Source organism: Xylanimonas oleitrophica, assembly GCF_003244315.1.
In the GTDB taxonomy this organism is placed as follows: Bacteria; Actinomycetota; Actinomycetes; order Actinomycetales; family Cellulomonadaceae; genus Xylanimonas_A; species Xylanimonas_A oleitrophica.
Genome location: NZ_QKWH01000005.1, coordinates 60,225 through 83,135, shown reverse-complemented (window position 1 = coordinate 83,135; position 22,911 = coordinate 60,225). Strand labels below are relative to the sequence as shown.

Genomic DNA, 22,911 nt, shown 5'->3' with positions numbered 1-22,911 from the left:
CGGCCCCCACCCTGCGCTGCGCTCCGGTCAGCGCTCACACCCTGTGGTCGCGCCGACCTGCGCTCCGCTACGGGCGGGTGCCTCGTTCCCCGGCCCCCACCCTGCGCTGCGCTCCGGTCAGCGCTCACACCCTGTGGTCGCGCCGACCTGCGCTCCGCTACGGGCGGGTGCCTCGTTCCCCGGCCCCCACCCTGCGCTGCGCTCCGGTCAGCGCTCACACCCTGTGGTCGCGCCGACCTGCGCTCCGCTACGGGCGGGTGCCTCGTTCCTCGGCCCCCACCCTGCGCTGCGCTCCGGTCAGCGCTCGACCTCGCCGCGGATGAAGGCCTCCAGCTGGGCGCGGCCCTTCTGGTCCTCCATCTGCACGGGCGGGGACTTCATGAAGTACGTCGAGGCCGACAGGATCGGGCCGCCGACGCCGCGGTCCTTGGCGATCTTCGCGGCACGGACGGCGTCGATGATGATGCCGGCCGAGTTGGGGGAGTCCCACACCTCGAGCTTGTACTCCAGGTTCAGCGGCACCTCGCCGAACGCCCGGCCCTCGAGGCGCACGTACGCCCACTTGCGGTCGTCGAGCCAGGCGACGTAGTCCGACGGGCCGATGTGGACGTTGCGGTCCTCCGTCTTGCCGGCCAGCGCCCCGGTGAGGTTGGAGGTCACGGACTGGGTCTTGGAGACCTTCTTCGACTGCAGGCGGTCACGCTGCAGCATGTTCTTGAAGTCCATGTTGCCGCCGACGTTGAGCTGGTACGTGCGGTCGAGCACGACGCCGCGGTCCTCGAAGAGCTTCGCGAGCACGCGGTGCGTGATCGTGGCACCGATCTGCGACTTGATGTCGTCGCCGACGATCGGCACGCCGGCGTCCTCGAACTTCTTGGCCCACTCGGGGTCGGAGGCGATGAAGACGGGCAGGGCGTTGACGAAGGCCACCCCGGCGTCGATGGCAGCCTGCGCGTAGAACTTGGCGGCAGCCTCGGAACCGACGGGCAGGTAGCAGACGAGGACGTCGGCCTGCGCGTCCTTGAGGGCCTGGACGACGTCGACGGGCTCGGCGTCCGACTCCTCGATGGTGGCGGCGTAGTAGTCGCCCAGGCCGTCGAGGGTGTGGCCGCGCTGGACGGTGACGCCGGTGGGCGGCACGTCGGCGATCTTGATGGTGTTGTTCTCGGACGCGTTGATCGCCTCGGCGAGGTCGAAGCCGACCTTCTTCGCGTCGACGTCGAACGCCGCCACGAACTCGAGGTCACGCACGTGGTAGTCGCCGAACTGCACGTGCATCAGGCCCGGGACGGTGCTGGCGGGGTCGGCGTCGCGGTAGAACTGCACGCCCTGGACCAGGGACGATGCGCAGTTGCCGACACCGACGATGGCGACGCGGATGGAGGTCATCCTCGCTCCTTGTACTCGATGGATTCCGGGGTGGCGTCGGGACGCCGCCCCTGGTTCTCGGACTGGGGGCCGCGCCGGGAGGCGCGGTCCCGCTCGGTGGTGATGAGGCCGTCGAGCCAGCGCACCTCGCGCTCGACCTGCTCGAGCCCGTGACGCTGCAGCTCGAGGGTGTACTCGTCGAGCCGCTCGCGGGTGCGAGCAGCGGACTCCCGGACCGCCTCCAGGCGCTCGGTGAGCCGGGATCGCCGGCCCTCGAGGATCCGGAGGCGGGTGTCGGCGTCGGTCTGCGCGAAGAGCGCAAAGCGGACGTCGAAGTTCTCGTCCTCCCAGGCCGCGGGACCTGAGGAGGCGAGCACGGTCTGGAGGTGCTCCTTGCCCTCCGCCGTGAGCTCGTACACGATGCGCCCGCGGCGCCCCGTCAGCGGCGGCTTGGTGCCGCCGTCGTGCGCGACGGCGGCACGCCGCGCGGCGCGTGCGGCGCCCTTCGCCCGGGGGGCGGGGGCCGACGGCGCGGGCTCGGCGGTGTCGATCAGGCCGCGGGCCTGGAGGGACTTGAGCGCCGGGTAGAGGGTGCCGTAGGAGAACGCGCGGAAGGGGCCCAGCAGGAGGGCCAGCCGCTTGCGCAGCTCGTAGCCGTGCAGGGGCGCGGAGGAGAGCAGGCCGAGGATGGCCGTCTCGAGCACGGTGGAACGGCTGCGCACGGGTCCTCCTCGTCTCTCTCCGGGGCGTCCGCTGGTGGCGTGCGGCACTCGATGTGATGCGTTGACGTATCGAGTCGATACATCGCGTGCTGGGTGGCGACGATATGCCCGATTCCCTGTCCGTGCAACGGATCAACGCGCGCCAAGGCTCCCCGCAGATGTGAAGGTTCGGCGGAGCGCGTCGGGTCCGCCAGGGGAGAGGCCGGGCGAAGGGGACGTCTCGCCCGCGCGGTCCCTCCTGCGCCGGGGAGACATCGCCTAGTGTTTCTCGGCGGAGCACACCCCCGAAGGAAGGCAGGACGTTGGCGAGCACGCGGAGCAAGGCGCGCCCGGCGACCCGCCGTCGCCGGTTCTGGAACTACCCGCGCCCCGGCAAGGGTCCCATCCGGCGGTGGCTGCCGTCGTGGCGATTCATCCTGGGGACGATCCTCGGGTTCGTCGCGCTGGGGTCCGGGGCGTTCGTCGCGGCGTACGCGACCACGACCATCCCCAAGAACCTCGACTCGGTGAACGACCAGACCACCACGGTCTACTACGCCGACGGCACCCCCATCGGCGAGTTCTTCGTGCAGAAGCGCGAGCTCGTCCCGTACGAGGAGCTGCCGAAGTACGTGGGCGACGCCGTCGTCGCCTCCGAGGACGCCAAGTTCTGGGACCACAACGGCATCGACATCCGCGGCATGGGCCGTGCCCTGATCAACAACCTCACGGGCGGCTCCCGGCAGGGCGCCTCCACGCTGACGCAGCAGTACGTCGAGCGCTACTACACCGACACCGTCACCTCCTACACCGGCAAGGCGAAGGAGGCGATCCTCGCGGTCAAGATCACGCAGGCCCAGTCGAAGGAAGAGGTGCTGGGCAAGTACCTCAACACCATCTACTGGGGTCGTGGCGCCTACGGCATCGAGGCTGCCTCCCAGGCGTACTTCGGGCACAGCGCCAAGGAGCTCACCTACTCCGAGGCCGCCCTGCTCTCCGGCATCATCCCCTCGCCCAGCCGCTGGGACCCGGCGCTGAACGAGGACCAGGCCAAGGCCCGCTGGCAGCGCAGCATCAACCGCATGGCCGCCGACGGCTACATCACGGCCGAGGAGAAGGCCGCCGCCGAGTTCCCGGCGTACCTGCCTCGCCAGGAGGCCACCAACTCCAAGGGCGGCCAGGCCGGCTTCCTCCTCAACGAGGTGCGCCGCGAGCTGCTCCGCACGGGCCAGTTCGACGAGCAGACGCTCGACACCAAGGGCCTGAAGATCTACACGACGATCGACCCTCGCCTGCAGAGCGCAGCGGAAGCCGTGGCGGAGTCCGCCTACAACGCCGACCCGCCGGCGCTGGAGCGGATGCAGATCGGTCTGGTGTCGATGGACCCGCGGACCGGCGAGCTGCGCGCGCTGTACGGCGGCCGGGACTACGTGACGAACTCCTTCAACTTCGCCACGGACGGCCGTGCCCAGGCAGGCTCGACGTTCAAGCCGTTCACCCTCATCGGCGCGCTTGAGGAGGGGCACCAGCTCAGCGAGCGGTACGACGGCCAGAGCGAGGCAAGGATCCAGGGTTGGGGCGAGAACAACATCGGCCCACGCAACTTCGGTGGTGACAACTTCGGGAACATCGACCTGGTCGAGGCCACCGCCAAGTCGGTCAACACCGTCTACGCTCGGCTTAACCTCGAGATCGGTCCGGAGAAGACTGCCGAGGTGGCGCACCGGCTGGGTCTGCCCAAGATCGAGGAGGGCAAGCCGGGCTTCGTCGGGAACAACGCCGCGAACGTGCTCGGCGACTCGAGCGTGCGGCCCATCGACATGGCCACCGCCTACTCCACGATCGCCGGTGGTGGCTACCGCGTACAGCCCCACCTGGTGCGCGAGGTCAAGAACTCCGACGACTCGGTGCGCTACACCGGTCCGACCGAGCGCGTGCAGGAGTTCGACCCCGACGTCATCGCCGCGGCGACGTACGCGATGACCAAGGTGGTCGAGGACGGCTCCGGCTCGACGGCGCAGGAGTTGCGGGGCCCGAACCGGGAGAAGCGTCCGGTCGCCGGCAAGACAGGTACGTCCAACAGCAACAGGTCCGCGTGGTTCGCGGGCTTCGTGCCCCAGCTCGTCACTGTGGTGGGCCTACACCAGGACACGGAGGACGGGGCCGGTGAGGAGAAGATCACCCCGTTCGGACGCTGGCACGGCCTCAGCGGGATGACGGGATCGACGTTCCCGGTTCGGGCCTGGACGGACTACATGGAGGTCGCGCTCCAGGACGTTCCGGTGGAACAGTTCCCCCCGTACGTGCCCCCGCGCCCGACGGCGTCCCCGACGCCCAGCGAGGAGCCCAGCGAGGAGCCGAGCGAGGAGCCGCTGCCGGAGGAGCCCGCTGAGGAGTGGGTGACCGTGCCCGGCGGCCTGGTGGGCAGGGAGTTCAACGAGCTCCAGCGCCAGTTCGCCGAGCTGGGCCTCGTCGCCGTGCCGCGCGCCCAGGACGACCCCTCGCCGAAGAACACGGTGCTGTCGTACGACGCGTCGGGCAACCAGGTGCCGCCAGGCTCCCGGATCCCCGTGGTGGTCTCGACGGGCAGCCAGGGCCGGCCCACACCGGACCCGGCGCCGTCGACCGCGCCGCCGGCACCGGAGCCGAGCCAGCCCCCGGCGACCGAGCCTGCGCCCGGTCCGTCGCGTGAGCCCGGCCCTGGCGGCGGCACCGGTGGCGGTGGTACCGGTGACGGCGGTGGCGGTGGCGGTGACGGCGGCACCGGCGGCGGCGGAGCCGGCGCGGGCGGCGGCATCCTCCCCGGCGTCGGTTCCGGGGGGAGCGGCGGCTGACCTCCGCCCGGCCTGAGTCCGGCGGGACGGCTGTGGACGGTGCGGGTCGAGCGACCTGCGCCGCCCACAGCCCGTCGCCCAAGACCCTGTTCGTCAGGTATCCTGGACGACTGTCTGTGCCCGCGCGTGCACCGCACCGCAGGCACAGCGACGCACAAGACCCTCCTGTCACGGATGGACCGTGACCGCACAGACCAGAGGAGGTGGGTTACTCATGCGTCAGTACGAAATGATGGTGATCCTGGACCCGGAGGTCGAGGAGCGCACTGTCGCCCCGTCGCTCGAGAAGTACCTGTCGGTGATCTCGGCCGAGGGCGGGTCCGTCGACAAGGTGGACATCTGGGGTCGTCGCCGTATGGCTTACGACATCGCCAAGAAGTCCGAGGGCATCTACGCCGTCGTGGACTTCACCGCCACGTCGGACACCGCGAAGGAGCTTGACCGTCAGCTGGGCCTCAACGAGGCCGTGCTGCGCACCAAGATCCTGCGCACGGACGCTCGCTGAGACAGAACCGATCAATCCCCCACACCCCGTCGGGAACCGGCACGCACTGGCGTGTCAGAGCCGCCTGATGGGATCCTCCCCGAACGTGTCTCGGACGAACGAAGGAGCTTGGCATGGCTGGTGAGACCGTCATCACGGTGGTCGGAAACCTCGTCGCGGACCCGGAGCTGCGGTTCACGCCGTCCGGCGCCGCGGTCGCGAACTTCCGCATCGCGTCCACGCCCCGCACCTTCGACCGGCAGACCAACGAGTGGAAGGACGGCGAGAGCCTGTTCCTGTCCTGCTCGGTCTGGCGGGAGGCGGCGGAGAACGTCGCCGAGTCGCTGACGAAGGGCATGCGCGTGATCGTGCAGGGCCGTCTGACGCAGCGCTCGTACGAGACCCGTGAGGGTGAGAAGCGCACCGTCGTCGAGCTGCAGGTGGACGAGGTCGGCCCGTCGCTGAGGAACGCCTCGGCGAAGGTCACCCGGACGCAGCGCTCGGGTGGCGGCGGTGGCTTCGGTGGTGGCGGCAACCAGGGCGGCTTCGGCGGCTCCGGTGGCGGCTACAGCCAGGGTGGCGGGGGCTTCGGTTCCTCCGGTGGCGGTCAGCAGCAGAACGACCCGTGGGCCACGGCTGGCCCCGCGTCGTCGGGCGGCTCGTTCAGCGACGAGCCTCCGTTCTGACCGGCACCACCTCCCGGACCACACCCTGTCCGTGACGGCCTCCGCGCCGCCCGGACTCGCACCTGTGAAGGAGCAACACCATGGCGAAGCCTGTGGTGCGCAAGCCCAAGAAGAAGTCGAACCCGCTCAAGACGGCCAAGATCGAGACCGTCGACTACAAGGACACCGCGCTGCTGCGCAAGTTCATCTCCGACCGCGGCAAGATCCGCGCGCGTCGCGTGACCGGCGTCTCCGTCCAGGAGCAGCGCCAGATCGCCCGTGCCGTGAAGAACGCCCGCGAGATGGCGCTGCTGCCCTACTCGTCCTCGGCCCGCTGACGGAAAGGATCACTGAATCATGTCTGTGAGCAAGCTGATCCTGACGCACGAGGTCACCGGTCTCGGTGAGCCCGGCGACGTCGTCGAGGTGAAGAGCGGCTACGCCCGCAACTACCTCATCCCGCGCAACCTGGCCACCCCGTGGACCAAGGGTTACGAGTCGCAGGTCGCCGCCATCCGCAAGGCCCGCAAGGCCCGCGAGATCGCGACGCTGGACGAGGCGAAGGCGACCGCCGAGGCTCTGGCCTCGACCGCCGTCGTCGTGAAGGCCAAGGCTGGTGAGGGCGGTCGCCTGTTCGGCGCCGTCACCACCGCGGACATCGCCGGTGCGGTGGCCGAGGCCGGCGGCCCGTCCGTCGACAAGCGCAAGATCGAGATCGAGCGCACGATCAAGTCGACCGGTGAGTACACCGTGTCGCTGCGCCTGCACCCCGAGGTGTCGGCCAAGATCGCCGTCAAGGTCGTCGCCGCCTGAGGCTGACTGCCTGACCGAAGGGCCCCGTCCCTCCCGCTGGTTCTCCGGCGGTGAGGGACGGGGCCCTTCGTCGTGCCCGGTGCGGGCGGCTACGGTCAGGGCCGGTGCGCGGGTCCGAGGAACGTCACGGCGGGCGAGCCGGTGTGCGGCGAGAGGTCGACGACGGCCTCGACGGCGTAGACCTGGCGCACGAGGGCGTCGGTGACGACGTCGGCCGGCGATCCTGCGGCGGCTACCCGGCCCTGCTGCAGCACCACGAGCTGGTCGCAGAAGCGGGCTGCGAGGTTGAGGTCGTGCAGGGCGGTCACCACGGTCAGGCCGGAGCCGCGCAGCAGCGCCAGCAGCTCGAGCTGGTACCGGACGTCGAGGTGGTTGGTCGGCTCGTCGAGGACGATGACCTCGGGCTGCTGCGCCAGCGCCCGGGCGAGCTGGGCACGCTGCTGCTCGCCGCCGGACAGCGTGCTCCAGAGCCGGTCCTCCCAGCCGGTGAGGCCGGTCGCGGCGAGCGCGTCGGTGACGGCCGCCTGGTCCTCGGCACCGAGGGCGGAGAAGGTGCCCCGGTGCGGGGTCCTGCCGAGAGACACGACGTCGTGGACGCTGACGTCCGTGTGGGCCTCGGGGCTCTGCTCGACGATGGCGAGCCGCCGGGCGACCTCGCGGCGGCGGAGCTGGCCGATCGGTGTGCCGTCGAGGAGTACCCGGCCACGGCCGGGGCGCCGCAGCCCTGCGAGGATGCGCAGCAGCGACGTCTTCCCGGCACCGTTGGGCCCGAGGAGCCCCAGCACCTCGCCGGGCCGGGCGTCGAGGTCGACGCCGTCGAGGATCGGTGCTCGGCCGGCCGTCCAGGTGATGTCACGGGCGCTCAGCGAGGTCATCGGCGGGCCGCCTTCCGGAGGACGACCGCGAAGGCCGGGGCCCCGAGCAGGGCCGTGATGACACCGACGGGTACCTCGTGCGGTGCGAACGCGGACCGGGCGAAGGCGTCCACCCAGACGAGGAAGATCGCACCGCCCAGCCCGCACAGGGGCAGGAGGGACCGGTGGCTCCCTCCGGCGAGGAGGCGCACCACGTGAGGCACCAGCAGCCCGATGAAGCCGATCGCGCCGGAGGCCGCGACGGCCGCTGCGGTCATGAGGGCGGCGAGGGCCATGAGGACGACGCGTGCCCGGGTGACGTCGATCCCGAGGGAGGCCGCGGTGTCCCAGCCGAAGGTGAACGCGTCGAGCGCCGGTGCGAACAGCAGGCAGCACGCCGCCCCGAGGACGATGAGCGCGGCGGCGACCGCCAGGGGCTCCCAGCGGGCCCCGCCGAGGGACCCGAGCAGCCAGTACGTGAACGCCCGGGTCGCGTCGGCGTCGCCGTCGAGCATCAGCACGAGCGAGGTGATCGCGGAGAAGAACTGCGAGACGAGCACGCCGGTGAGCACCACGCGTGCGGGGTTGGACACCTTGCCTCCGCCGATGAGGGCGAGCACGAGCCCGAAGGCGACGAGGGCACCGACGAACGCGCCTGTCGACAGGGTGACCGCCCCGGCCCCGAGCCCGAGGACCATGACGCCGACCGCCCCGGCGGACGCGCCGGACGACACGCCGAGGAGGTACGGCTCGGCCAGGGGGTTGCGCGTGACCGACTGGAGCACCGCGCCGGAGACGGAGAGACCGAGGCCGACCACCGCGGCGAGCAGCACGCGGGGCAGGCGGGACTCCCAGACGAGCGCCTCGATCAGCGGCGGTGCCGGTGGGACCGGGGCCAGGGAGCCGGCGCCGAGCCGGCGGAGCACGACACCGAGCACGTCGAGGGGGCCGATCGCCGCGGTGCCGATGAAGGTCGCCCCGACGACGGAGGCGCACAGCACCGCGGCGAAGAGCGGGACGAGCAGGGCCGTCGAGCCGTGCCGCACCCGGCGCCGCTGTCGGCCGGTCCTCATCGGCGGGCGAGGACCACGACGTCGTCGTAGTACCGCCAGACGGTCCCGGTCTCGCGGAACCCCCCGGTGCGCAGCGCGTCGAGGTGCAGCTCGAGGGGGGCGTGGGGGGTGGGAGGCCGGTCGGCGAAGCGTCGTTCCCGTTCCGGGAGGTGGTGCGCCAGCTCGGGGAGCTGGGTGGCCTCGGCCCACCACTCGTCCCAGGTGGGCACGCCCTGGCCGTGGGCGGTGCGCTGGGTGCGGGCGTCGTCCGCCGCCGCAACCTGGGTCATGAACGGCTGGGTGTGCGTGTCGTAGCGCAGGTGGTCGGCGTTCATGAGCACGCCGTCGGAGGGCAGCAGGTCACCGAGGGCCATGTACACGTCGACGAGCTGTGCGGGCTCGAGCCAGTGCAGGGCCGTCGAGGAGACGGCGACGTGCACCGGGCCGGGCGGCAGCGCCGTCTCCCACCCCTTCGTGGCGAGGTCGGCGTCCAGACCTGTGAAGCGGTCGCCGTGACGGTCGCCGAGCCAGCGCCTGGCCAGGGTGAGCAGCACGGGGTCGTAGTCGAGGCCGACGACGCGCGCGCCGGGGAACCGGTCGAGCACCCGTCCGGAGAGGCTTCCCGGTCCGCAGGCCAGATCGAGAACGGTCAGGCCGGTGCCATCGGCGGCGAACGTGTCCGTGGTGGTGCACAGGTGGGCGATCACGTCGAGCATGACGGCGAATCGCTGCTCGCGGTGGGTGATGTAGGCGGCCTGCTGCTCGTCCCAGCGCTCGATCAGGCGCTCGACGGCGTCGGACGGCGTGACGGCGCTCATCGCTGGTCCGCCAGGGAGACGAGGCCCTGTGCGACGGTCGGGACCGCCTGGACGCTGTGGACTGAGGGATCCATGTACTGGCCGGGCACGACGATGAAGCGGTCCTCGCGCACCGCGTCCATGGTCGAGGTGAGCGGGTCGTTCTTGAGGAAGTCGATCTTCTCCTGGGCCGTGTCGCCGGGGTAGCCGCGGGTGAGGTCGGCCAGGACGATGACGTCGGGGTCGCGGACCGCGACCTCGTCCCAGCTCACCTCCGGCCACTTGGTGGAGGCGTCGGCGAAGACGTTCTCCGCGCCGAGCATCTCGGTGACGGTCTGGGGGAGGCCGCCCGGGCCGGCGACGGACGGCGTCGCGGAGGACGCGGCGGTCGAGTAGAACCAGACGATGCGGGGCGTGCCCTCGATGTTCTCGGCCGTCTCGAGCCCGGCCTCGATGATGCTGCGCTGCTCCTCGACGAGCCGTTCGGCGGCGGCCTCGACGTCGAAGATGCGGCCGATGTCCGTGATCTCGTCGAAGAGCATGTCGAAGGTGGCTCCGCCTTCGACGGCCTCGTGGTACGTGCAGTCGAACTCGGTCAGGTAGGTGGGGATGCCGAGCCGGTGCAGCTCGTCGCGAGACCCGGCGTTCTCGGTGGTGAGGAAGGAGGCGAAGGAGGAGTAGACGAAGTCCGGCTGGGCCTCGAGGAGGGTCTCGTGCTTGAGGAGCCCGTCGGTCAGCAGGTCGATGCCGGCGTACTCGTCCGCGATGTCCTCGGGGACGGGGTCGGTCTCGTAGGCGGTCCCGGCGATGCGGTCGGCCAGGCCGAGGCGCAGCATGATCTCCGTCGCGGACTGGTTGAGCGAGACGGCGCGCTGGGGCGGGCCGTCCACGGTGACCTCGGTGCCGCAGCTGGTGTAGGTGAGGGGGTATCCCTGCGCGTCGGCGGCGGTCTGGGGGGCGCTGCCCTGTGCTGCTCCGCACCCGGCGAGAGCGGTCGTCAGCATGGCAGTGGTGAAAATGATTCTCAGTCGCACACGCCGATGCTAACCGAGCGCTCGACCCCGCCTCACCGCCCAGCGGGTGAATGACGTGCCGCTCACGCGCCCGTGACCATCCACCGGGTCCCGCGGGCGCGGAGCCCGGTGGTGAGGGCGCGAGCGGCCATGAAGACGCCGGTGAACGCGGCCCAGAGCCAGGCGAGGCCGGCGGCGCCCCCAGGCGCCCAGGCGGCCACGGCCAGCGCGGCGGGCACGTAGACGACGAGGGTGAGCATCCCCGCCCAGGCCAGGTAGCGGCCGTCGCCGGCGCCGATGAGGACCCCGTCGAGCACGAACACCCAGCCGGCCATGGGCATGAGCAGGCCGCAGACGACGAGGCCGGTGGCGACGGCGGTGCGCACGCCGTCGTCGGAGGTGAACAGGGGAGCGATCCACCATCCGGCCCCGGCGAGCACGACGCCGATCACGGCGCCCGCGCCGACGCCCCACCGCAGGCAGCGGGAGAGGACGGCACGGACCCGGGCGATGTCGCCAGAGCCGAGGCCGTGGCCCACCAGCGCCTGGGCGGCGATGGCGAGGGCGTCGAGGGCGAAGGCGGCGAGCCCCCACAGGCTGTTGACGACCTGGTGCCCGGCCAGGGCGACGTCGCCGAGGCGGGTGGCGACGGCGACGGTGAGCAGGATGGCGAGCCGCAGCGAGACGGTGCGGACGAACAGCGGGAGGCCGGCCACCGCGTTGGCCCAGATGCCGCCTGCCGCGGGGCGCAGCGAGGCGCCGTGCCGGCGGGCGCCACGCACGACGACGGCGACGAGCGTGGCGCCCATCGCGAGCTGCACGAGAGCGGTGCCGAGGCCGGAGCCGGCGATGCCCATGCCGGCGCCGTACACGAGGAGCACGTTGACGATCCCGTTGACGACAGCCCCGGTCGAGGCGACGACCAGGGGCGTGCGGGTGTCCTTGAGGCCGCGCAGCACGCCGGTGGCGGCGAGCACGAGGAGCATGCCGGGCAGGCCGGGCGCGGACCAGCGCAGGTAGGTGACGGCGTGGGTGGCGACGTCGCCGGTGCCGCCGAGCGCGGCGGTGGCCCAGGGCGCCGCTGCCCACAGGAGGGCGGCGAGCGCGACGCCCAGGCCGAGCGCGAGCCACATGCCGTCGACGCCCGACTGGAGCGCTTCGCGGAGGCGTCCGGCGCCGGTGAGGCGAGCGACGGCAGCCGTGGTGGCGTACGCGAGGAACACGCACAGGCCCACGATCAGGAGCAGCAGGTTCGAGGCGAGCGAGAGCCCGGCGAGCTGCGGTGTGCCCAGGTGCCCGACGACGGCGGAGTCGACGAGCACGAACAGCGGCTCGGCCACCAGGGCACCCAGCGCCGGCAGGGCGAGGGCGAGGATCTCCCGGTCGATCGAGGAGCGACGACCGGGTTGTGCACCCCCTGTGGACGGAGCCTGTGGACGACGAGCCGGGGCGGTGTCGCCGCCGGTGCTCGGAGCGGCATCCTCCGGTGTGCTGCCGGGCGTGCGGCGCATCTCACCCACCTTCTTTTCCTCCACAGGCTGAGGGCAGTATTTCCCCAGGTCACGGCCCTGAAAGGGGCTTGTACACAGGGGATGTCCCCAGTTGTGCACATGGTTGTCCACGTACTGTGCACAGCCATCGCGGGGCCGTCCACATCGTTGTCCACACCCCTGTCCACAAGACGCGTTGACCAGGTCGGTGAGCGCGCCTAGCGTCGTCGCGGGTGTCGGTGGTCCACGGTAGAACGAGGCCACGACGAACAGGGCGGACGGCACAGACGGGGGCGGGGCACAGGATGTCGGTCGAAGAGCTCGAGACCTCATACAACGGGGGGTCTGGTGCCGCGTTCGACCGTACCCCGCCACAGGACGTCAACGCCGAGATGAGCGTGCTCGGCGGCATGCTGCTGAGCAAGGACGCGATCGCCGACGTCGTCGAGGTCATCCGTGGCAACGACTTCTACCGGCCGGCGCACGAGACGATCTACGACGCGATCATCGACCTCTACGGTCGGGGCGAGCCGGCCGACGCCATCACCGTGGCCGCCGAGCTGCAGAAGCGCGGCGAGCTGGGGCGCATCGGCGGCGCGCCCTACCTCCACGACCTCATGGCCGGTGTCCCCACCGCCGCCAACGCCGGCTACTACGCCCGCATCGTGCGCGAGCGCGCCGTGCTGCGCCGCCTGGTCGAGGCCGGCACCCGCATCGTGCAGCTCGGGTACGCCACCGAGGGCGGCGACGTCGACGACATCGTCAACAACGCGCAGGCCGAGATCTACGCCGTCACCGAGCGGCGCACCACCGAGGACTACCTGCCGCTGTCCGAGATCATCGGCGGCACGATGGACGAGATCGAGGCCGCGGGGCACCGCGGCGAGGGCATGACGGGTGTGCCCACCGGGTTCGCGGACCTCGACCGGCTGACGAACGGCCTCCACCCCGGCCAGATGATCGTCATCGCCGCCCGCCCGGCCATCGGCAAGGCGCTGGCCCTCGACACCGCGCTGCCCACCCCGTCGGGGTGGACGACGATGGGTGAGGTCGCAGCAGGGGACCGGCTGCTCGGCGCCGACGGCCGCCCCACGACAGTGACTGCCGTGACCGAGGTCATGCACGGCCGCCCCTGCTACGAGGTGGTGTTCGACGACGGCACCACGATCGTCGCCGACGCGGAGCACCAGTGGGTCACGAGCACCAGTGGGTCGCGCCTCGACGCGGAGGTCCGCACGACGGCTGACATCGTGCGATCGATGGATGCTGGCGTCGCTCACACCGTCTCGACCGATTCCGCTGTGTGGAAGATCGTCGATGTGCGCCCCATCGACTCGGTGCCCGTCCGGTGCGTCCAGGTCGACAACGACGAGCACCTGTATCTGGCGAGCCGGGCGATGATCCCGACGCACAACTCGACCTTCGCCATCGACATCGCACGTGCGGCGGCCGTCAGGCACGGGCAGACGGCCGTCGTCTTCTCCCTGGAGATGAGCCGCAACGAGATCACCATGCGACTCCTCTCGGCCGAGGCGCGCGTGCACCTGCAGAAGCTGCGCAACGGCAACATGGCCGAGGACGACTGGCAGAAGCTCGCCAAGGTGATGGGCAAGATCTCCGAGGCGCCGCTGTTCATCGACGACTCGCCCAACATGTCGCTCATGGAGATCCGCGCGAAGGCGCGACGCCTCAAGCAGCGGCACGACCTCAAGCTGATCGTCATCGACTACCTCCAGCTCATGTCCTCCGGAAAGCGCGTCGAGTCGCGTCAGCAGGAGGTCTCGGAGTTCTCGCGTGCGCTCAAGCTGCTCGCCAAGGAGCTCGAGGTTCCCGTCATCGCGCTGTCGCAGCTGAACCGTGGCCCGGAGCAGCGCGGCGACAAGAAGCCGGCGATGTCGGACCTCCGTGAATCGGGCTCCATCGAGCAGGACGCGGACATGGTCATCCTGCTGCACCGTGAGGACGCCTACGAGAAGGAGTCCCCGCGCGCGGGCGAGGCCGACCTCATCGTGGCCAAGCACCGTAACGGTCCTACCGACACCATCACCGTCGCGTTCCAGGGTCACTATTCGCGCTTCGTCGACATGCAGGCCTGACGCCCCGGCCGGTGAGGGTGGACGTCGGCTCGTCGTCGATGTGCCGCGGGCACGTCCTGGCGCCGACGTCGCGATGAAGCGGTGCCGTGTCGGACAGAGCCCGTGCACCGCGTGCGTGACCGGCAGCCTGCCGAGCGGCCGCCCTGCTCAGCGTCGGGGGGTGCTGCTCCCGGCCAGCCCGCACTCGTACGCGATGATCACGGCCTGCACCCGGTCCCGGGCGCCCAGCTTCAGGAACACGTTGCCCACGTGCGTCTTCACCGTGGTCTCCGACACCACCAGCTCGGCCGCGATCTCGGAGTTCGACGCCCCTTCCGCGATGAGCCGCAGGACGTCGAGCTCACGCGGCGTGAGCGTGCTCAGCCGAGGGTCCAGGCCGTCGGGGGAGGCATGGCGGGCAGCCGGCAGGTGAGGTGCGAAGAGGTCGAGCATGCGTCGCAGCACCCGGGGAGCGACGACCGCGGTGCCGGCGGCGACCGTGCGGATCGCGTCCACCAGCTCGTCGGGACGGGAGGACTTCAGCAGGAAGCCGCTCGCCCCGGCGCGCAGCGCGGCGAAGGCGAGGTCGTCGACGTCGAACGTGGTGAGCACCAGCACGCGTGACCCGGGGTGGTCGGCGACGATGCGACGGGTCGCCTCGATGCCGTCCATGCCGGGCATGCGGATGTCCATGACGACGACGTCGGGGCGCAGGGCGGCCACCTGGTCGAGCGCGACCCGCCCGTCGGCGGCCTCGCCGACCACTTCGAGGTCTGGCTCGGACTCGATGACGAGCCGGAAGCCGACACGCATCAGGGTCTGGTCGTCCACCAGGAGCACCGTCGTCATCGTCCTTCACCCTCCTCCTGCGACCACGGCAGCACCGCACGCACCCGCCACCCGCCGCCCTCGCGCGGCCCGGCCTCGACGTGGCCGCCGAGCAGCGCCGCACGCTCACGCATGCCGACGATGCCGCGGCCGGTCCCGGGGCCGTCGCCGGTGCGCGTGCCGCCGCTGTCGACGACATCCACCTCGACCGTCCTCGGCGTACGGCGCACCGCGACCTCGACCGACGACGCGCCGGGAGCGTGCCGGAGCACGTTCGTCAGCGCCTCGCCGAGGATGCGTGTGACGGCGAGCCGGACCGCCGTGTCGTCGGGCAGCGCGGTGTCGAGGCCCGTCGCGGTCACCGGCATGCCGGCGGTCCCGAACCGTTCGACGACGGTGCCGAGGTCGACCTCCGTGGGCACCGCGCGGTGGTCGTCGTCCCCCGCCCCCGTGCCGAGCGCGCCCAGCACGCGTTGCATGTCCGCCAGCGCTGAGCGCCCGGTGCTCGCGACCTGGCGCACGGCGTCCCGGGAACGGTCTGGCGCACGCTCGAACGCGGCGTCGGCGCCGTCGGCCAGCGCCACCATGACGGAGAGGTTGTGGGCGACGACGTCGTGCATCTCGCGGGCGATGTGCGCCCGCTCGGCGGCGCGTGCGAGCGCGGCGCTCTGGTCGCGCTCGCGGGCCAGCGCACGGTAGCGCTCGACGAGATCGAGCGCGTGCAGGCGGCGGGCGCGCGCGGCGGAGCCCACCGCGAGCCCCAGCAGCAGCAGCGCCAGCAGCAGCAGGACCGACCCCATGCGGCGCCCCGGCGAGAACAGGGGCTCGGGCAGGATGCGCGTCGGCTCCCGCACGGGCCCTGTTCCGGCGCCGGACCACACGATCATCTCGATGAGGCCGATGTCCTGCCACCGCCACAGCGTGAGGGTCAGCGTCGTCAGCACGACGCCGAAGGCGATCCAGGTGGTGCGCGTGCCGTGGGCTTTGGCGACGCTGTAGAGGGCGCACGCCGCGCACGCGCCGAGCACGCCGAGCACGCCGGCGGCGAGAAGCGAGAGCACGGCCACGACGGTCAGCGCCGCCGTGACGGCGAGCGGTGCGGCACGGCGCAGCAGGAGCAGCGCGGCACCGACCGCGGCACCGACCAACCACGTGACGTTGATCCTGCTCGCCACGTCGACGTCCGGCGGGTACAGGCCGAGCGCCTGGGCGCCGCCCGCGGTCTCCCAGGCGAACATCGAACCGACCAGCCCCACCAGCAGCATCGTGCCGGCGACGGTGACGTCCATGACCCAGGGGTGGGCGTGGACCAGGCGGGCGACCGGGCTGCCCCCGCTGACCTGCGCCTCCGTCAGCACGGTCTCCGGCGGGGCGTCGGTCGCACCGTTCCGCAGGAGCACACGTCGGGTCGGCACCCTCCCATGCTCCCACCCCGGTCCCGGTCGGGGACCCGCGGCGCACGCCGGCTCCCGGGCGGCCGGTGGCCCGACCGCCCGGGAGGAGGTGCCGTCAGCGGACGTCATGACGCCGCAGCCGGTACGCCGCCGCGGCGAGCACCACGAGGACCCAGGCCCCGACGACCACCCCGCCGCCCCACACGCCGAGCTGCGGGCCGCGCGTCGCCGCGTCCAGCGCCGCGAGCGCGGCGTCGTCCTGCGTGAGCCGTGCGCCCGCCGACGGCAGGAGGGATCGCACGGTGTCGGTGAACCGGCTGGGATTCGCGGCGAGGAGCTGGTCGCTGACGATCGCGAGGACGACGCCGGTGACGAGCGCAGCCGCGGGGCGCCGCAGCAGCGCGCCGAGGCCCAGGCCCAGCAGGGTGACCGCGACGGAGGCGAGCGCGAACCCCAGGAGCGCACGCGACGCACCCGGCACGGACAGGTCGAGCGCGGGGGCGTCCGCCAGAGGGGCGACCGCCGTCGCGACGTACGAGGCACCCAGCGCGAGGACCGCCGTCACGAGAGCGGTCGTCGCGGCGACCAGGGCCTGCGCGCCGAGCACGGGGAGCCGCCGGGGCACGGCGGTGAACGTCGTGCGCGCCGTCCCGGTCGTGTGCTCCGCCGTCCCGACGAGCGCCCCGAGGACGAGGAAGCCGAGCTGAGCGAGCACGAACCCGGAGGTCACGACCCAGGACCCCGAGCGGCCGTCGTCTGGCCGGACGAACATGCCCAGCCCGTACGCGGTGCCCGCCGCGGCGACGACCGTGCCGAGCACCAGCCAGGTGTTCGCCCGCACGCTCGTGAGCTTCGTCCGCTCCGCGGCGAGCACGCGCCACAGGGTCGGTCCGGTGCGTCTGGGAGCGCCGCGCGAGGCTCGCTGCGGTGCGCGGGACTCCGGGAGGACGGTCGTCATCGCACGTCCCGGGCGCGCAGCCGCACGGCCGCTGCCACGAGCACGACGAGGACCCACGCAGCGAAGACGAGGCCGCCGCCCACCGGACCCAGGTCGGGCGTGCCCGACATCGGCCCGGCGGAGGCGGACGTCGTCATCAGCTGGGCCGCGCCGCCGGGGCTCAGCACCGCGAGCGTGCCGAGGACGGTGGTCGGCGGGCCGGCGAGCCCCGTCGACGCCGGGTCGGCGCCGCTGACGAGCGGGTCGCCCGCCGTCGTCAGCACGACCGGCAGGATCACGACGACGAGCAGCCCCGTCACCAGGGCGGGGACCGTCCGGCGCAGCAGCGCTCCCAGCGCCAGCCCGAACAGCGCCAGCGCGACGAGGAACAGCACCATGCCCAGGACGAGCCCGGGGGTGTCGTCGCTCGTGAGGTCGACCGTGATGCCACGCGACGCCGCCGAGGGCAGGATCCCCAGCACGCTCGCCGCCGTCGCCAGCACGGCCGTGCCCAGCGCGAACGCTGCCGTGACGAGCACCTGGGCGGCGAGCACCGGCCATCGTCGCGGGACCAGCGTGAAGGTCGTCCGGGACGCGCCCGTGCGGAACTCGCCCGCGCCGACCAGGACGCCGAGCACGAGGGGTCCGAGGTGCGCCAGCGCCAGGCCGGTGGACAGGGAGTCGAGCGGCTCGAACCCGGGGTCCACCGAGGACGCCTCCGCGGACAGGTAGGTGATCACGCCGGCCACCACCACCGTCACGGCGGCGGCCCACCACGGCGAGCGCAGCGAGAGGAGCTTGGTCCCCTCGGCCGCGACGACGCGCCCGAAGGCGGGGCCGGGGCGCGCGGTCGTCGCGCGGGCCCCGTGCGGGGTCGCGGTCGCGGCGCTCATCGCGCACCGCCCCGGGCGTCGGCCGCGCGGTACTCGACCGCGTCACCCGTCAGCTGCAGGTACGCCTCCTCCAGCGACCCGGACTCCGTGCCGAGCTCGAGCACGGTCGCCCCGCACCGTCGTGCGGCGGTCCCGACGTCGTCGACCGACGCGCCGCGCACGTGCAGCACCCCGCCCTCCTGCGGGGTGACCTGAGCACCGGAAGCGACCAGCTCGCGGGTGAGCGGCTCGGGGTCGGGCGTGCGCACCCGCACGGTGCCGGCACGCTCGGAGCGCTCGACGATCTCCTTGACGGGGGCGTCGGCGAGCAGCCGCCCGCGGCCGATGATGACGACCCGGTCGGCGCACAGGGCGAGCTCGTGCATGAGGTGGGAGGAGAGCAGCACCGTGCGCCCCTCCGCGGCGAGGTCACGGACGAGGCGGCGCACCCACAGCACACCGTCGGGGTCCAGGCCGTTGACCGGCTCGTCGAGGATGAGCGTGGCCGGGTCGCCCAGCAGCGCCCCGGCGATGCCGAGCCGCTGACCCATGCCGAGCGAGAAGGTGCCGGCACGGCGGTGAGCGGCCGGCTCCAGACCTGTCTGCGCGATGACCTCACGGACCCGGGCCTTGCTGATGCCGTGCGTCTGCGCCATCGCCAGCAGGTGCTTGTACGCCGTGCGGCCCGGGTGCACCGAGCGGGCGTCGAGCATGACGCCCACAGCGTGCAGCGGCGCGGGCAGGTCGGCGTACCGCCGCCCGTGGATCGTCGCGGTGCCCGACGTCGGGCGCTCGAGCCCCACGACGACGCGCATGGTCGTGGACTTGCCGGCGCCGTTGGGCCCCAGGAACCCCGTGACCGTCCCGGGCGGGGCGGTGAACGTGAGCCCGTCCACCGCTGTCGTGCTTCCGTAGCGCTTGGTCAGCGCCTCCACCTCGATCATCACGTCTCCTCGTCGTCGGCTCGGCGCCCTGCGGGGCGTCCGTCAGCGACGCTACGGAGCCTGACCTGGCGCCCAGCACCTGCTGCCGGAGGAGAAGCGACGGGCTGCGGCCTCCTCCCGTGGGAGGAGGCCGCAGCCCGGCCGACCGGGTGGTCACCGAGCTCCTGGAGCGTGCCCGACGCAGGCTGCGGAACCCTTGACAACGTTTGCAGAGCGGATAAGTTCAGTGGCGCGACCTTTCGACGGTGAGAGTCGCCCCACCCGAGACGGCTGCGCACCGTGGCGCGGCAGGGCAACCAGGAGGAATCCAGTGCCGGATTCAGGACGACGGCTCGCGGCCACCGGACCAGGCCGCTCCCCGCGGAGCGGCCGGCAGGGCAGAGGAGCAGCCCGCGCTGTCGCGGCCGCTGCGCTCGCGGGGCTCATGACGGTCCCCGCGATCGGACCAGGAGACCCGGCAACGGCCGCCGAGCCGGAGCTTCCGCCCAGCGGGCTGACGTTCGAGCACTACCCGGCGATGAAGGACGTCTACGAGGACCACTTCTCGTTCGGCATCTTCGGCCGCGGTGAGATGAACGGGCTGATCTACAACTACGCGTCCTACACGCCGGGCAACGAGATGAAGCCCGAGAGCACCCAGCGGGACAAGGGTGTGTTCACGTTCGACGCGGCGGACGGGGCGTTCGAGGAGCACGCGGCCCAGAACCCGGACCTCCTGTTCTACGGGCACACCCTGGCCTGGCACTCCCAGACGCCGACGTGGATGTGGGACGCGCCCCCAGCGCGGTTCGGCCAGCCGGGCACGTTCGACAGCGACGTCGCCCTGGAGAACCTGAACACCCACATCGAGGCCGTGCTCGGGCACTTCGGGGACCGCCTGGTGGCGATCGACGTCGTGAACGAGGCGGTCGGCACCGCTGACCCGGCCGACTGGCGTGCCTCCCTGGCCAAGGGCGAGGGCTGGTACCAGGCGCTCGGTTCCGACTGGGTAGAGCTCGCCTTCCTCAAGGCTGCCGAGGTGGTCGACGCCCACGGCTGGGACGTGAAGCTGACCTACAACGACTTCGGGCTCGACTCCCCGGCGAAGGCCCGCGTGGTCTACGAGATGGTCAAGGACATCAACGAGCGCTACACCGGCGTGCGCCCGAGCGGCAAGCCGTTGATCGAGGTCATCGGCATGCAAGGCCACTACAACCTGTCCACGGACGTGTCCGCCGTCGAGGACAACATCAGGCTCTTCGCCTCGCTGGGGAACGTCGAGGTCAACGTCACGGAGATGGACGTCGCCCTGCCGCCCGGCGAGCTGACGCCGGAGAACGAGAACAACCAGGGCATGAAGTACGCCGAGCTGTTCAAGGTCTACCGCGACCACGCGGCCGGCCCGGCGAACACGACGGGAAACCCCCGGGTGATCACCGCCGTGAAGCTGGCGGGCGTCCGCGACGTGCGCACCGGCTGGAAGGGCGGAGAGTTCGCCATGCCGTACGACTACGACGGCAAGGCGAAGCTGGCGCTGCTGGGCATCCTGTACCCGGACGAGTTCCTCGCCACGCACGAGTACATCGACACCTCCGGCGGCGAGGATCGCGCCCCGGTCCCCGGCGTCCACGTGTTCGACACCTCGGCCGGCGACTCCTGGAGCGGTGCGAACATCGTCCTGGGCGACGACGCGTCGGCGTGGCCATGGTCCACCACCGACGACGGCGAGGTGGCGTTCCGGCCCGAGCCGGGCGCGACCTACCGGTTCAGCGTGAACTACACGGCCAAGGGCACGACGGCGATCCGCGTGCGGTGGCTCAAGGACAACACCAACGACGGCTACACGAGCGCCGACGGCGCGGCGGTCAACGACCACCAGTACTCCGCCAGCCAGGTGGCCACCCACGTCCCCGCGTACTTCAACAGCGGGATGGTCAACATGGGCAGCTACACCCTGGTCAGCGAGATCACGCTGGACGGGTCGCAGCCCGCTGACGGGCTGATCGGCAACATCGGCGTCCGCGGCGGCGGGGGAGGCAACGCGTTCTCCATCAACACCCTCACGGTGGAGAAGGTCACCGCCGTAGGCGACGAGCTCCTCGTGAGCTGGCCCGGAGCCGTCGCGGAGCCCGTGGCACCGCCGACGACCACGCTGACCTACCGGGGGAACAACTGGGTCACCGTCACCCTGGACGCCGAGGCCACGGCACCTGCCGCGCTGGCGCGCACCGAGTACCGGATCGACGGCGGCGACTGGGTCACCTACGAGGGGCCGTTCACGCTCAAGCGCTCCGACCGGCAGGGCCTGAGCTTCCGCAGCGTCGACTCCGCGGGCGCCGTCGAGGAGGAGCGGTGCGTCCGTCTCGCGCCCGGCGGCGGCAGGGTGGACGTCGTGGTCGGGCCAGGCACGGAAAGCACCTGCACCTGAGCAGCCGGGCATGCGGGGGCGCCGAGACCCGTCGCGTGACGACGCAGGATGCCCAGCTCTCGGTCATGGACACGGGTGGGGACGGCCCCGTGGTCGTCTTGCTGCACGGGCTGGCCGGCAGCGGCCGGGAGCTGCTGCCCACGGCCGAGGCCCTCTCGCCGGAGCTCCGGGTCCTCGTCGTCGACCAGCGAGGGCACGGGGCGAGCACGCGCCGGCCCGCGGACGTGTCGCGTGCTGCCTTCGTGGCCGATGTCGTCACGGTCGTGGAGTCGCTCGCCCCGGGCCGGAAGGTCTGCCTCGTGGGGCAGTCGATGGGGGCGCACACGGCGTTCCTGGTGGCGCACGCCCGCCCCGACCTGGTCGACCGGCTCGTGATGCTGGAGGGTCACGTCCGGGGTGGCGAGCCGGGGGAGGCGGCGCGGCTGGGAGCGTGGTTCGCGAGCTGGCCCCTCCCGTTCGCGCACGAGCAGACGGCGCGGGCGTTTCTCGGCCCTTCGCCGTTGACCGAGGCGTGGGTGGCCGACCTCGAGCGCACGCCGGCAGGGCTTCGTCCACGGTTCGACGCGGACGTGATGGAGGCGGTGCTGGCGGCCGTCCACGAACCGCGCTGGGAGGAGTGGCGCTCGCTGACGGTCCCCACTCTCGCGGTGTTCGCGGAGAACGGCATGTTCACGGTGGAGCAGCAGGATGAGCTTGTCGCGGCTCGCGCGGCCACGGAGCGTGCCGTGCTGCGGGGTGCGGGCCACGACGCCCACCTCGACGTCCCGGACGCGTGGACGGACCTGCTGCGCCGCTACCTGCTCACTGCCCGCGGGCGGCCCTCGCCCGCGCCTTGATCTCGACGATGACGTCGGTCTTGGCGGCGGCGTAGTCGTTCATGTCGTCCCACTGCCGGCCGAGCAGGGCCCGCTTGGTGCTCTCGTACAGCGCACGGTCGTCCGGGTGGGTGCGCAGGTGGTCGCGCAGGAGGAGGTACTCGTCCACGGCGGTGTCGCCCCGCTCGTACACGTGCACGTGGACGTCACGCTCGGGCGTGCGCACGAGGCGGTGCCCGGGCTCGCGGACGCGCAGCCGGTACCCGGCGTCGAGGAGGGCGTCGAGGTAGTCCTCCTCGGCGGTGATGTCCTCGACGGCCACGACGATGTCGACGATCGGCTTGGCAGCGAGCCCGGGCACCGACGTCGAGCCGATGTGCTCGATGTCGACGTCGGCGGGGGCGAGGGCGTCACGGATGCGCCGCTCGTGGTCGCGGTAGGTGGCCGCCCAGCGGTCGTCGTGGTCGTGGAGCGGGACCTCGATCCGCTCGGGGCCGCCGACGATCTCGACCGTCGTGACGTCGGGGCGGCGGGGCCTGCGGTTCTTCGTCACGGCCGCATCCTCCCA

Annotated in this window: 21 protein-coding genes; 8 read left to right on the top strand and 13 right to left on the bottom strand. The window is 72.1% G+C overall.

Going from position 1 to position 22,911, the window contains the following annotated elements; genetic code table 11:
• Nucleotides 1–297: 297 nt before the first annotated feature.
• Together DNL40_RS09100 and DNL40_RS09095 are read right to left on the bottom strand one after the other, a co-directional pair.
• Nucleotides 298–1,389, bottom strand: a complete 1,092-nt coding sequence (locus DNL40_RS09100) for an inositol-3-phosphate synthase (protein WP_111250936.1) — start codon at nucleotides 1,387–1,389, stop codon at nucleotides 298–300.
• Nucleotides 1,386–2,090, bottom strand: a complete 705-nt coding sequence (locus DNL40_RS09095) for a PadR family transcriptional regulator (protein WP_111250935.1) — start codon at nucleotides 2,088–2,090, stop codon at nucleotides 1,386–1,388. The genes DNL40_RS09100 and DNL40_RS09095 overlap by 4 nt, the downstream gene beginning before the upstream one ends.
• Nucleotides 2,091–2,392: 302 nt before the next feature.
• Between DNL40_RS09095 and DNL40_RS16900 the strand changes: the two genes are divergently transcribed.
• The 5 genes from DNL40_RS16900 (at nucleotide 2,393) to rplI (ending at nucleotide 6,865) form a co-directional block, all read left to right on the top strand.
• Complete coding sequence (locus tag DNL40_RS16900) at nucleotides 2,393–4,903, top strand: penicillin-binding protein (RefSeq protein ID WP_111250934.1); 2,511 nt, start codon at nucleotides 2,393–2,395, stop codon at nucleotides 4,901–4,903.
• Between the two features lie 214 nt (nucleotides 4,904–5,117).
• Nucleotides 5,118–5,408 (top strand): 30S ribosomal protein S6, encoded by a 291-nt coding sequence (gene rpsF / locus DNL40_RS09085; RefSeq protein ID WP_111250933.1) that lies wholly within the window; start codon nucleotides 5,118–5,120, stop codon nucleotides 5,406–5,408.
• 113 nt (nucleotides 5,409–5,521) lie between these two features.
• Nucleotides 5,522–6,073, top strand: coding sequence for a single-stranded DNA-binding protein (locus tag DNL40_RS09080; RefSeq protein ID WP_111250932.1), 552 nt, complete (start codon nucleotides 5,522–5,524; stop codon nucleotides 6,071–6,073).
• Nucleotides 6,074–6,153: 80 nt separating this feature from the next.
• The gene (gene rpsR / locus DNL40_RS09075; protein WP_066134109.1) at nucleotides 6,154–6,390 is read left to right on the top strand and encodes a 30S ribosomal protein S18; all 237 of its coding nucleotides are present in this window, start codon (nucleotides 6,154–6,156) and stop codon (nucleotides 6,388–6,390) included.
• Nucleotides 6,391–6,415: 25 nt separating this feature from the next.
• On the top strand, nucleotides 6,416–6,865 hold the full coding sequence (gene rplI, locus DNL40_RS09070) for a 50S ribosomal protein L9 (protein WP_111250931.1): 450 nt from the start codon (nucleotides 6,416–6,418) through the stop codon (nucleotides 6,863–6,865).
• Nucleotides 6,866–6,960: 95 nt separating this feature from the next.
• Here the strand turns inward: rplI and DNL40_RS09065 are convergent, their stop codons facing one another.
• The 5 genes from DNL40_RS09065 to DNL40_RS09045 all read right to left on the bottom strand — a co-directional run bounded on the left by DNL40_RS09065 (nucleotide 6,961) and on the right by DNL40_RS09045 (nucleotide 12,092).
• A complete protein-coding gene (locus DNL40_RS09065) occupies nucleotides 6,961–7,740 on the bottom strand; it encodes an ABC transporter ATP-binding protein (RefSeq protein WP_111250930.1) in 780 nt (259 codons plus the stop codon).
• Nucleotides 7,737–8,792, bottom strand: a complete 1,056-nt coding sequence (locus DNL40_RS09060; RefSeq protein ID WP_111250929.1) for a FecCD family ABC transporter permease — start codon at nucleotides 8,790–8,792, stop codon at nucleotides 7,737–7,739. Before DNL40_RS09060 ends, DNL40_RS09065 begins: the two co-directional genes overlap by 4 nt.
• Entirely contained in the window at nucleotides 8,789–9,589 is an 801-nt protein-coding gene (locus tag DNL40_RS09055) for a class I SAM-dependent methyltransferase (RefSeq protein ID WP_111250928.1), read from the bottom strand. Before DNL40_RS09055 ends, DNL40_RS09060 begins: the two co-directional genes overlap by 4 nt.
• The gene (locus tag DNL40_RS09050) at nucleotides 9,586–10,572 is read right to left on the bottom strand and encodes an ABC transporter substrate-binding protein (RefSeq protein ID WP_111250927.1); all 987 of its coding nucleotides are present in this window, start codon (nucleotides 10,570–10,572) and stop codon (nucleotides 9,586–9,588) included. Before DNL40_RS09050 ends, DNL40_RS09055 begins: the two co-directional genes overlap by 4 nt.
• Before the next feature lie 92 nt (nucleotides 10,573–10,664).
• Nucleotides 10,665–12,092 (bottom strand): MATE family efflux transporter, encoded by a 1,428-nt coding sequence (locus DNL40_RS09045; RefSeq protein WP_111251010.1) that lies wholly within the window; start codon nucleotides 12,090–12,092, stop codon nucleotides 10,665–10,667.
• A gap of 284 nt (nucleotides 12,093–12,376) precedes the next feature.
• Here DNL40_RS09045 and dnaB point away from each other — a divergent pair, with 284 nt between their 5' ends.
• Nucleotides 12,377–14,167: a replicative DNA helicase gene (gene dnaB, locus DNL40_RS09040; RefSeq protein WP_111250926.1), complete on the top strand. Its 1,791-nt coding sequence runs from the start codon at nucleotides 12,377–12,379 to the stop codon at nucleotides 14,165–14,167.
• 147 nt (nucleotides 14,168–14,314) lie between these two features.
• Here the strand turns inward: dnaB and DNL40_RS09035 are convergent, their stop codons facing one another.
• The 5 genes from DNL40_RS09035 to DNL40_RS09015 form a co-directional block, all read right to left on the bottom strand.
• A complete protein-coding gene (locus DNL40_RS09035; RefSeq protein WP_111250925.1) occupies nucleotides 14,315–14,995 on the bottom strand; it encodes a response regulator in 681 nt (226 codons plus the stop codon).
• Nucleotides 14,992–16,389, bottom strand: coding sequence for a sensor histidine kinase (locus tag DNL40_RS09030; RefSeq protein WP_245885795.1), 1,398 nt, complete (start codon nucleotides 16,387–16,389; stop codon nucleotides 14,992–14,994). The genes DNL40_RS09035 and DNL40_RS09030 overlap by 4 nt, the downstream gene beginning before the upstream one ends.
• Nucleotides 16,390–16,483: 94 nt before the next feature.
• Nucleotides 16,484–17,242: a hypothetical protein gene (locus tag DNL40_RS09025; RefSeq protein WP_245885794.1), complete on the bottom strand. Its 759-nt coding sequence runs from the start codon at nucleotides 17,240–17,242 to the stop codon at nucleotides 16,484–16,486.
• Nucleotides 17,243–17,322: 80 nt separating this feature from the next.
• Nucleotides 17,323–18,198 (bottom strand): hypothetical protein, encoded by an 876-nt coding sequence (locus DNL40_RS09020; protein WP_111250922.1) that lies wholly within the window; start codon nucleotides 18,196–18,198, stop codon nucleotides 17,323–17,325.
• On the bottom strand, nucleotides 18,195–19,121 hold the full coding sequence (locus DNL40_RS09015; protein ID WP_111250921.1) for an ABC transporter ATP-binding protein: 927 nt from the start codon (nucleotides 19,119–19,121) through the stop codon (nucleotides 18,195–18,197). The genes DNL40_RS09020 and DNL40_RS09015 overlap by 4 nt, the downstream gene beginning before the upstream one ends.
• 424 nt (nucleotides 19,122–19,545) lie before the next feature.
• Here DNL40_RS09015 and DNL40_RS09010 point away from each other — a divergent pair, with 424 nt between their 5' ends.
• Together DNL40_RS09010 and DNL40_RS09005 are read left to right on the top strand one after the other, a co-directional pair.
• Nucleotides 19,546–21,528: an endo-1,4-beta-xylanase gene (locus DNL40_RS09010; RefSeq protein ID WP_111250920.1), complete on the top strand. Its 1,983-nt coding sequence runs from the start codon at nucleotides 19,546–19,548 to the stop codon at nucleotides 21,526–21,528.
• 35 nt (nucleotides 21,529–21,563) lie between these two features.
• Nucleotides 21,564–22,364, top strand: a complete 801-nt coding sequence (locus DNL40_RS09005) for an alpha/beta fold hydrolase (RefSeq protein ID WP_245885793.1) — start codon at nucleotides 21,564–21,566, stop codon at nucleotides 22,362–22,364.
• Here the strand turns inward: DNL40_RS09005 and DNL40_RS09000 are convergent.
• Nucleotides 22,330–22,896, bottom strand: a complete 567-nt coding sequence (locus tag DNL40_RS09000) for a GrpB family protein (protein WP_111250919.1) — start codon at nucleotides 22,894–22,896, stop codon at nucleotides 22,330–22,332. The two genes, DNL40_RS09005 and DNL40_RS09000, sit on opposite strands and share 35 nt — an antisense overlap.
• Between the last annotated feature and the right edge of the window lie 15 nt (nucleotides 22,897–22,911).

Excerpts from the sequence above, each read along its gene's own strand:
- rpsR (WP_066134109.1), top strand. The coding sequence starts at position 6,154 with ATGGCGAAGCCTGTGGTGCGCAAGCCCAAGAAGAAGTCGAACCCGCTC.
- DNL40_RS09060 (WP_111250929.1), bottom strand. The coding sequence starts at position 8,792 with ATGAGGACCGGCCGACAGCGGCGCCGGGTGCGGCACGGCTCGACGGCC.
- DNL40_RS09055 (WP_111250928.1), bottom strand. The coding sequence starts at position 9,589 with ATGAGCGCCGTCACGCCGTCCGACGCCGTCGAGCGCCTGATCGAGCGC.
- DNL40_RS09065 (WP_111250930.1), bottom strand. The coding sequence starts at position 7,740 with ATGACCTCGCTGAGCGCCCGTGACATCACCTGGACGGCCGGCCGAGCA.
- DNL40_RS09015 (WP_111250921.1), bottom strand. The coding sequence starts at position 19,121 with ATGATCGAGGTGGAGGCGCTGACCAAGCGCTACGGAAGCACGACAGCG.
- DNL40_RS09050 (WP_111250927.1), bottom strand. The coding sequence starts at position 10,572 with ATGCTGACGACCGCTCTCGCCGGGTGCGGAGCAGCACAGGGCAGCGCC.
- DNL40_RS09045 (WP_111251010.1), bottom strand. The coding sequence starts at position 12,092 with ATGCGCCGCACGCCCGGCAGCACACCGGAGGATGCCGCTCCGAGCACC.
- rpsF (WP_111250933.1), top strand. The coding sequence starts at position 5,118 with ATGCGTCAGTACGAAATGATGGTGATCCTGGACCCGGAGGTCGAGGAG.
- DNL40_RS09010 (WP_111250920.1), top strand. The coding sequence starts at position 19,546 with ATGACGGTCCCCGCGATCGGACCAGGAGACCCGGCAACGGCCGCCGAG.
- DNL40_RS09020 (WP_111250922.1), bottom strand. The coding sequence starts at position 18,198 with ATGAGCGCCGCGACCGCGACCCCGCACGGGGCCCGCGCGACGACCGCG.
- DNL40_RS09035 (WP_111250925.1), bottom strand. The coding sequence starts at position 14,995 with ATGACGACGGTGCTCCTGGTGGACGACCAGACCCTGATGCGTGTCGGC.
- DNL40_RS09100 (WP_111250936.1), bottom strand. The coding sequence starts at position 1,389 with ATGACCTCCATCCGCGTCGCCATCGTCGGTGTCGGCAACTGCGCATCG.
- DNL40_RS09080 (WP_111250932.1), top strand. The coding sequence starts at position 5,522 with ATGGCTGGTGAGACCGTCATCACGGTGGTCGGAAACCTCGTCGCGGAC.
- dnaB (WP_111250926.1), top strand. The coding sequence starts at position 12,377 with ATGTCGGTCGAAGAGCTCGAGACCTCATACAACGGGGGGTCTGGTGCC.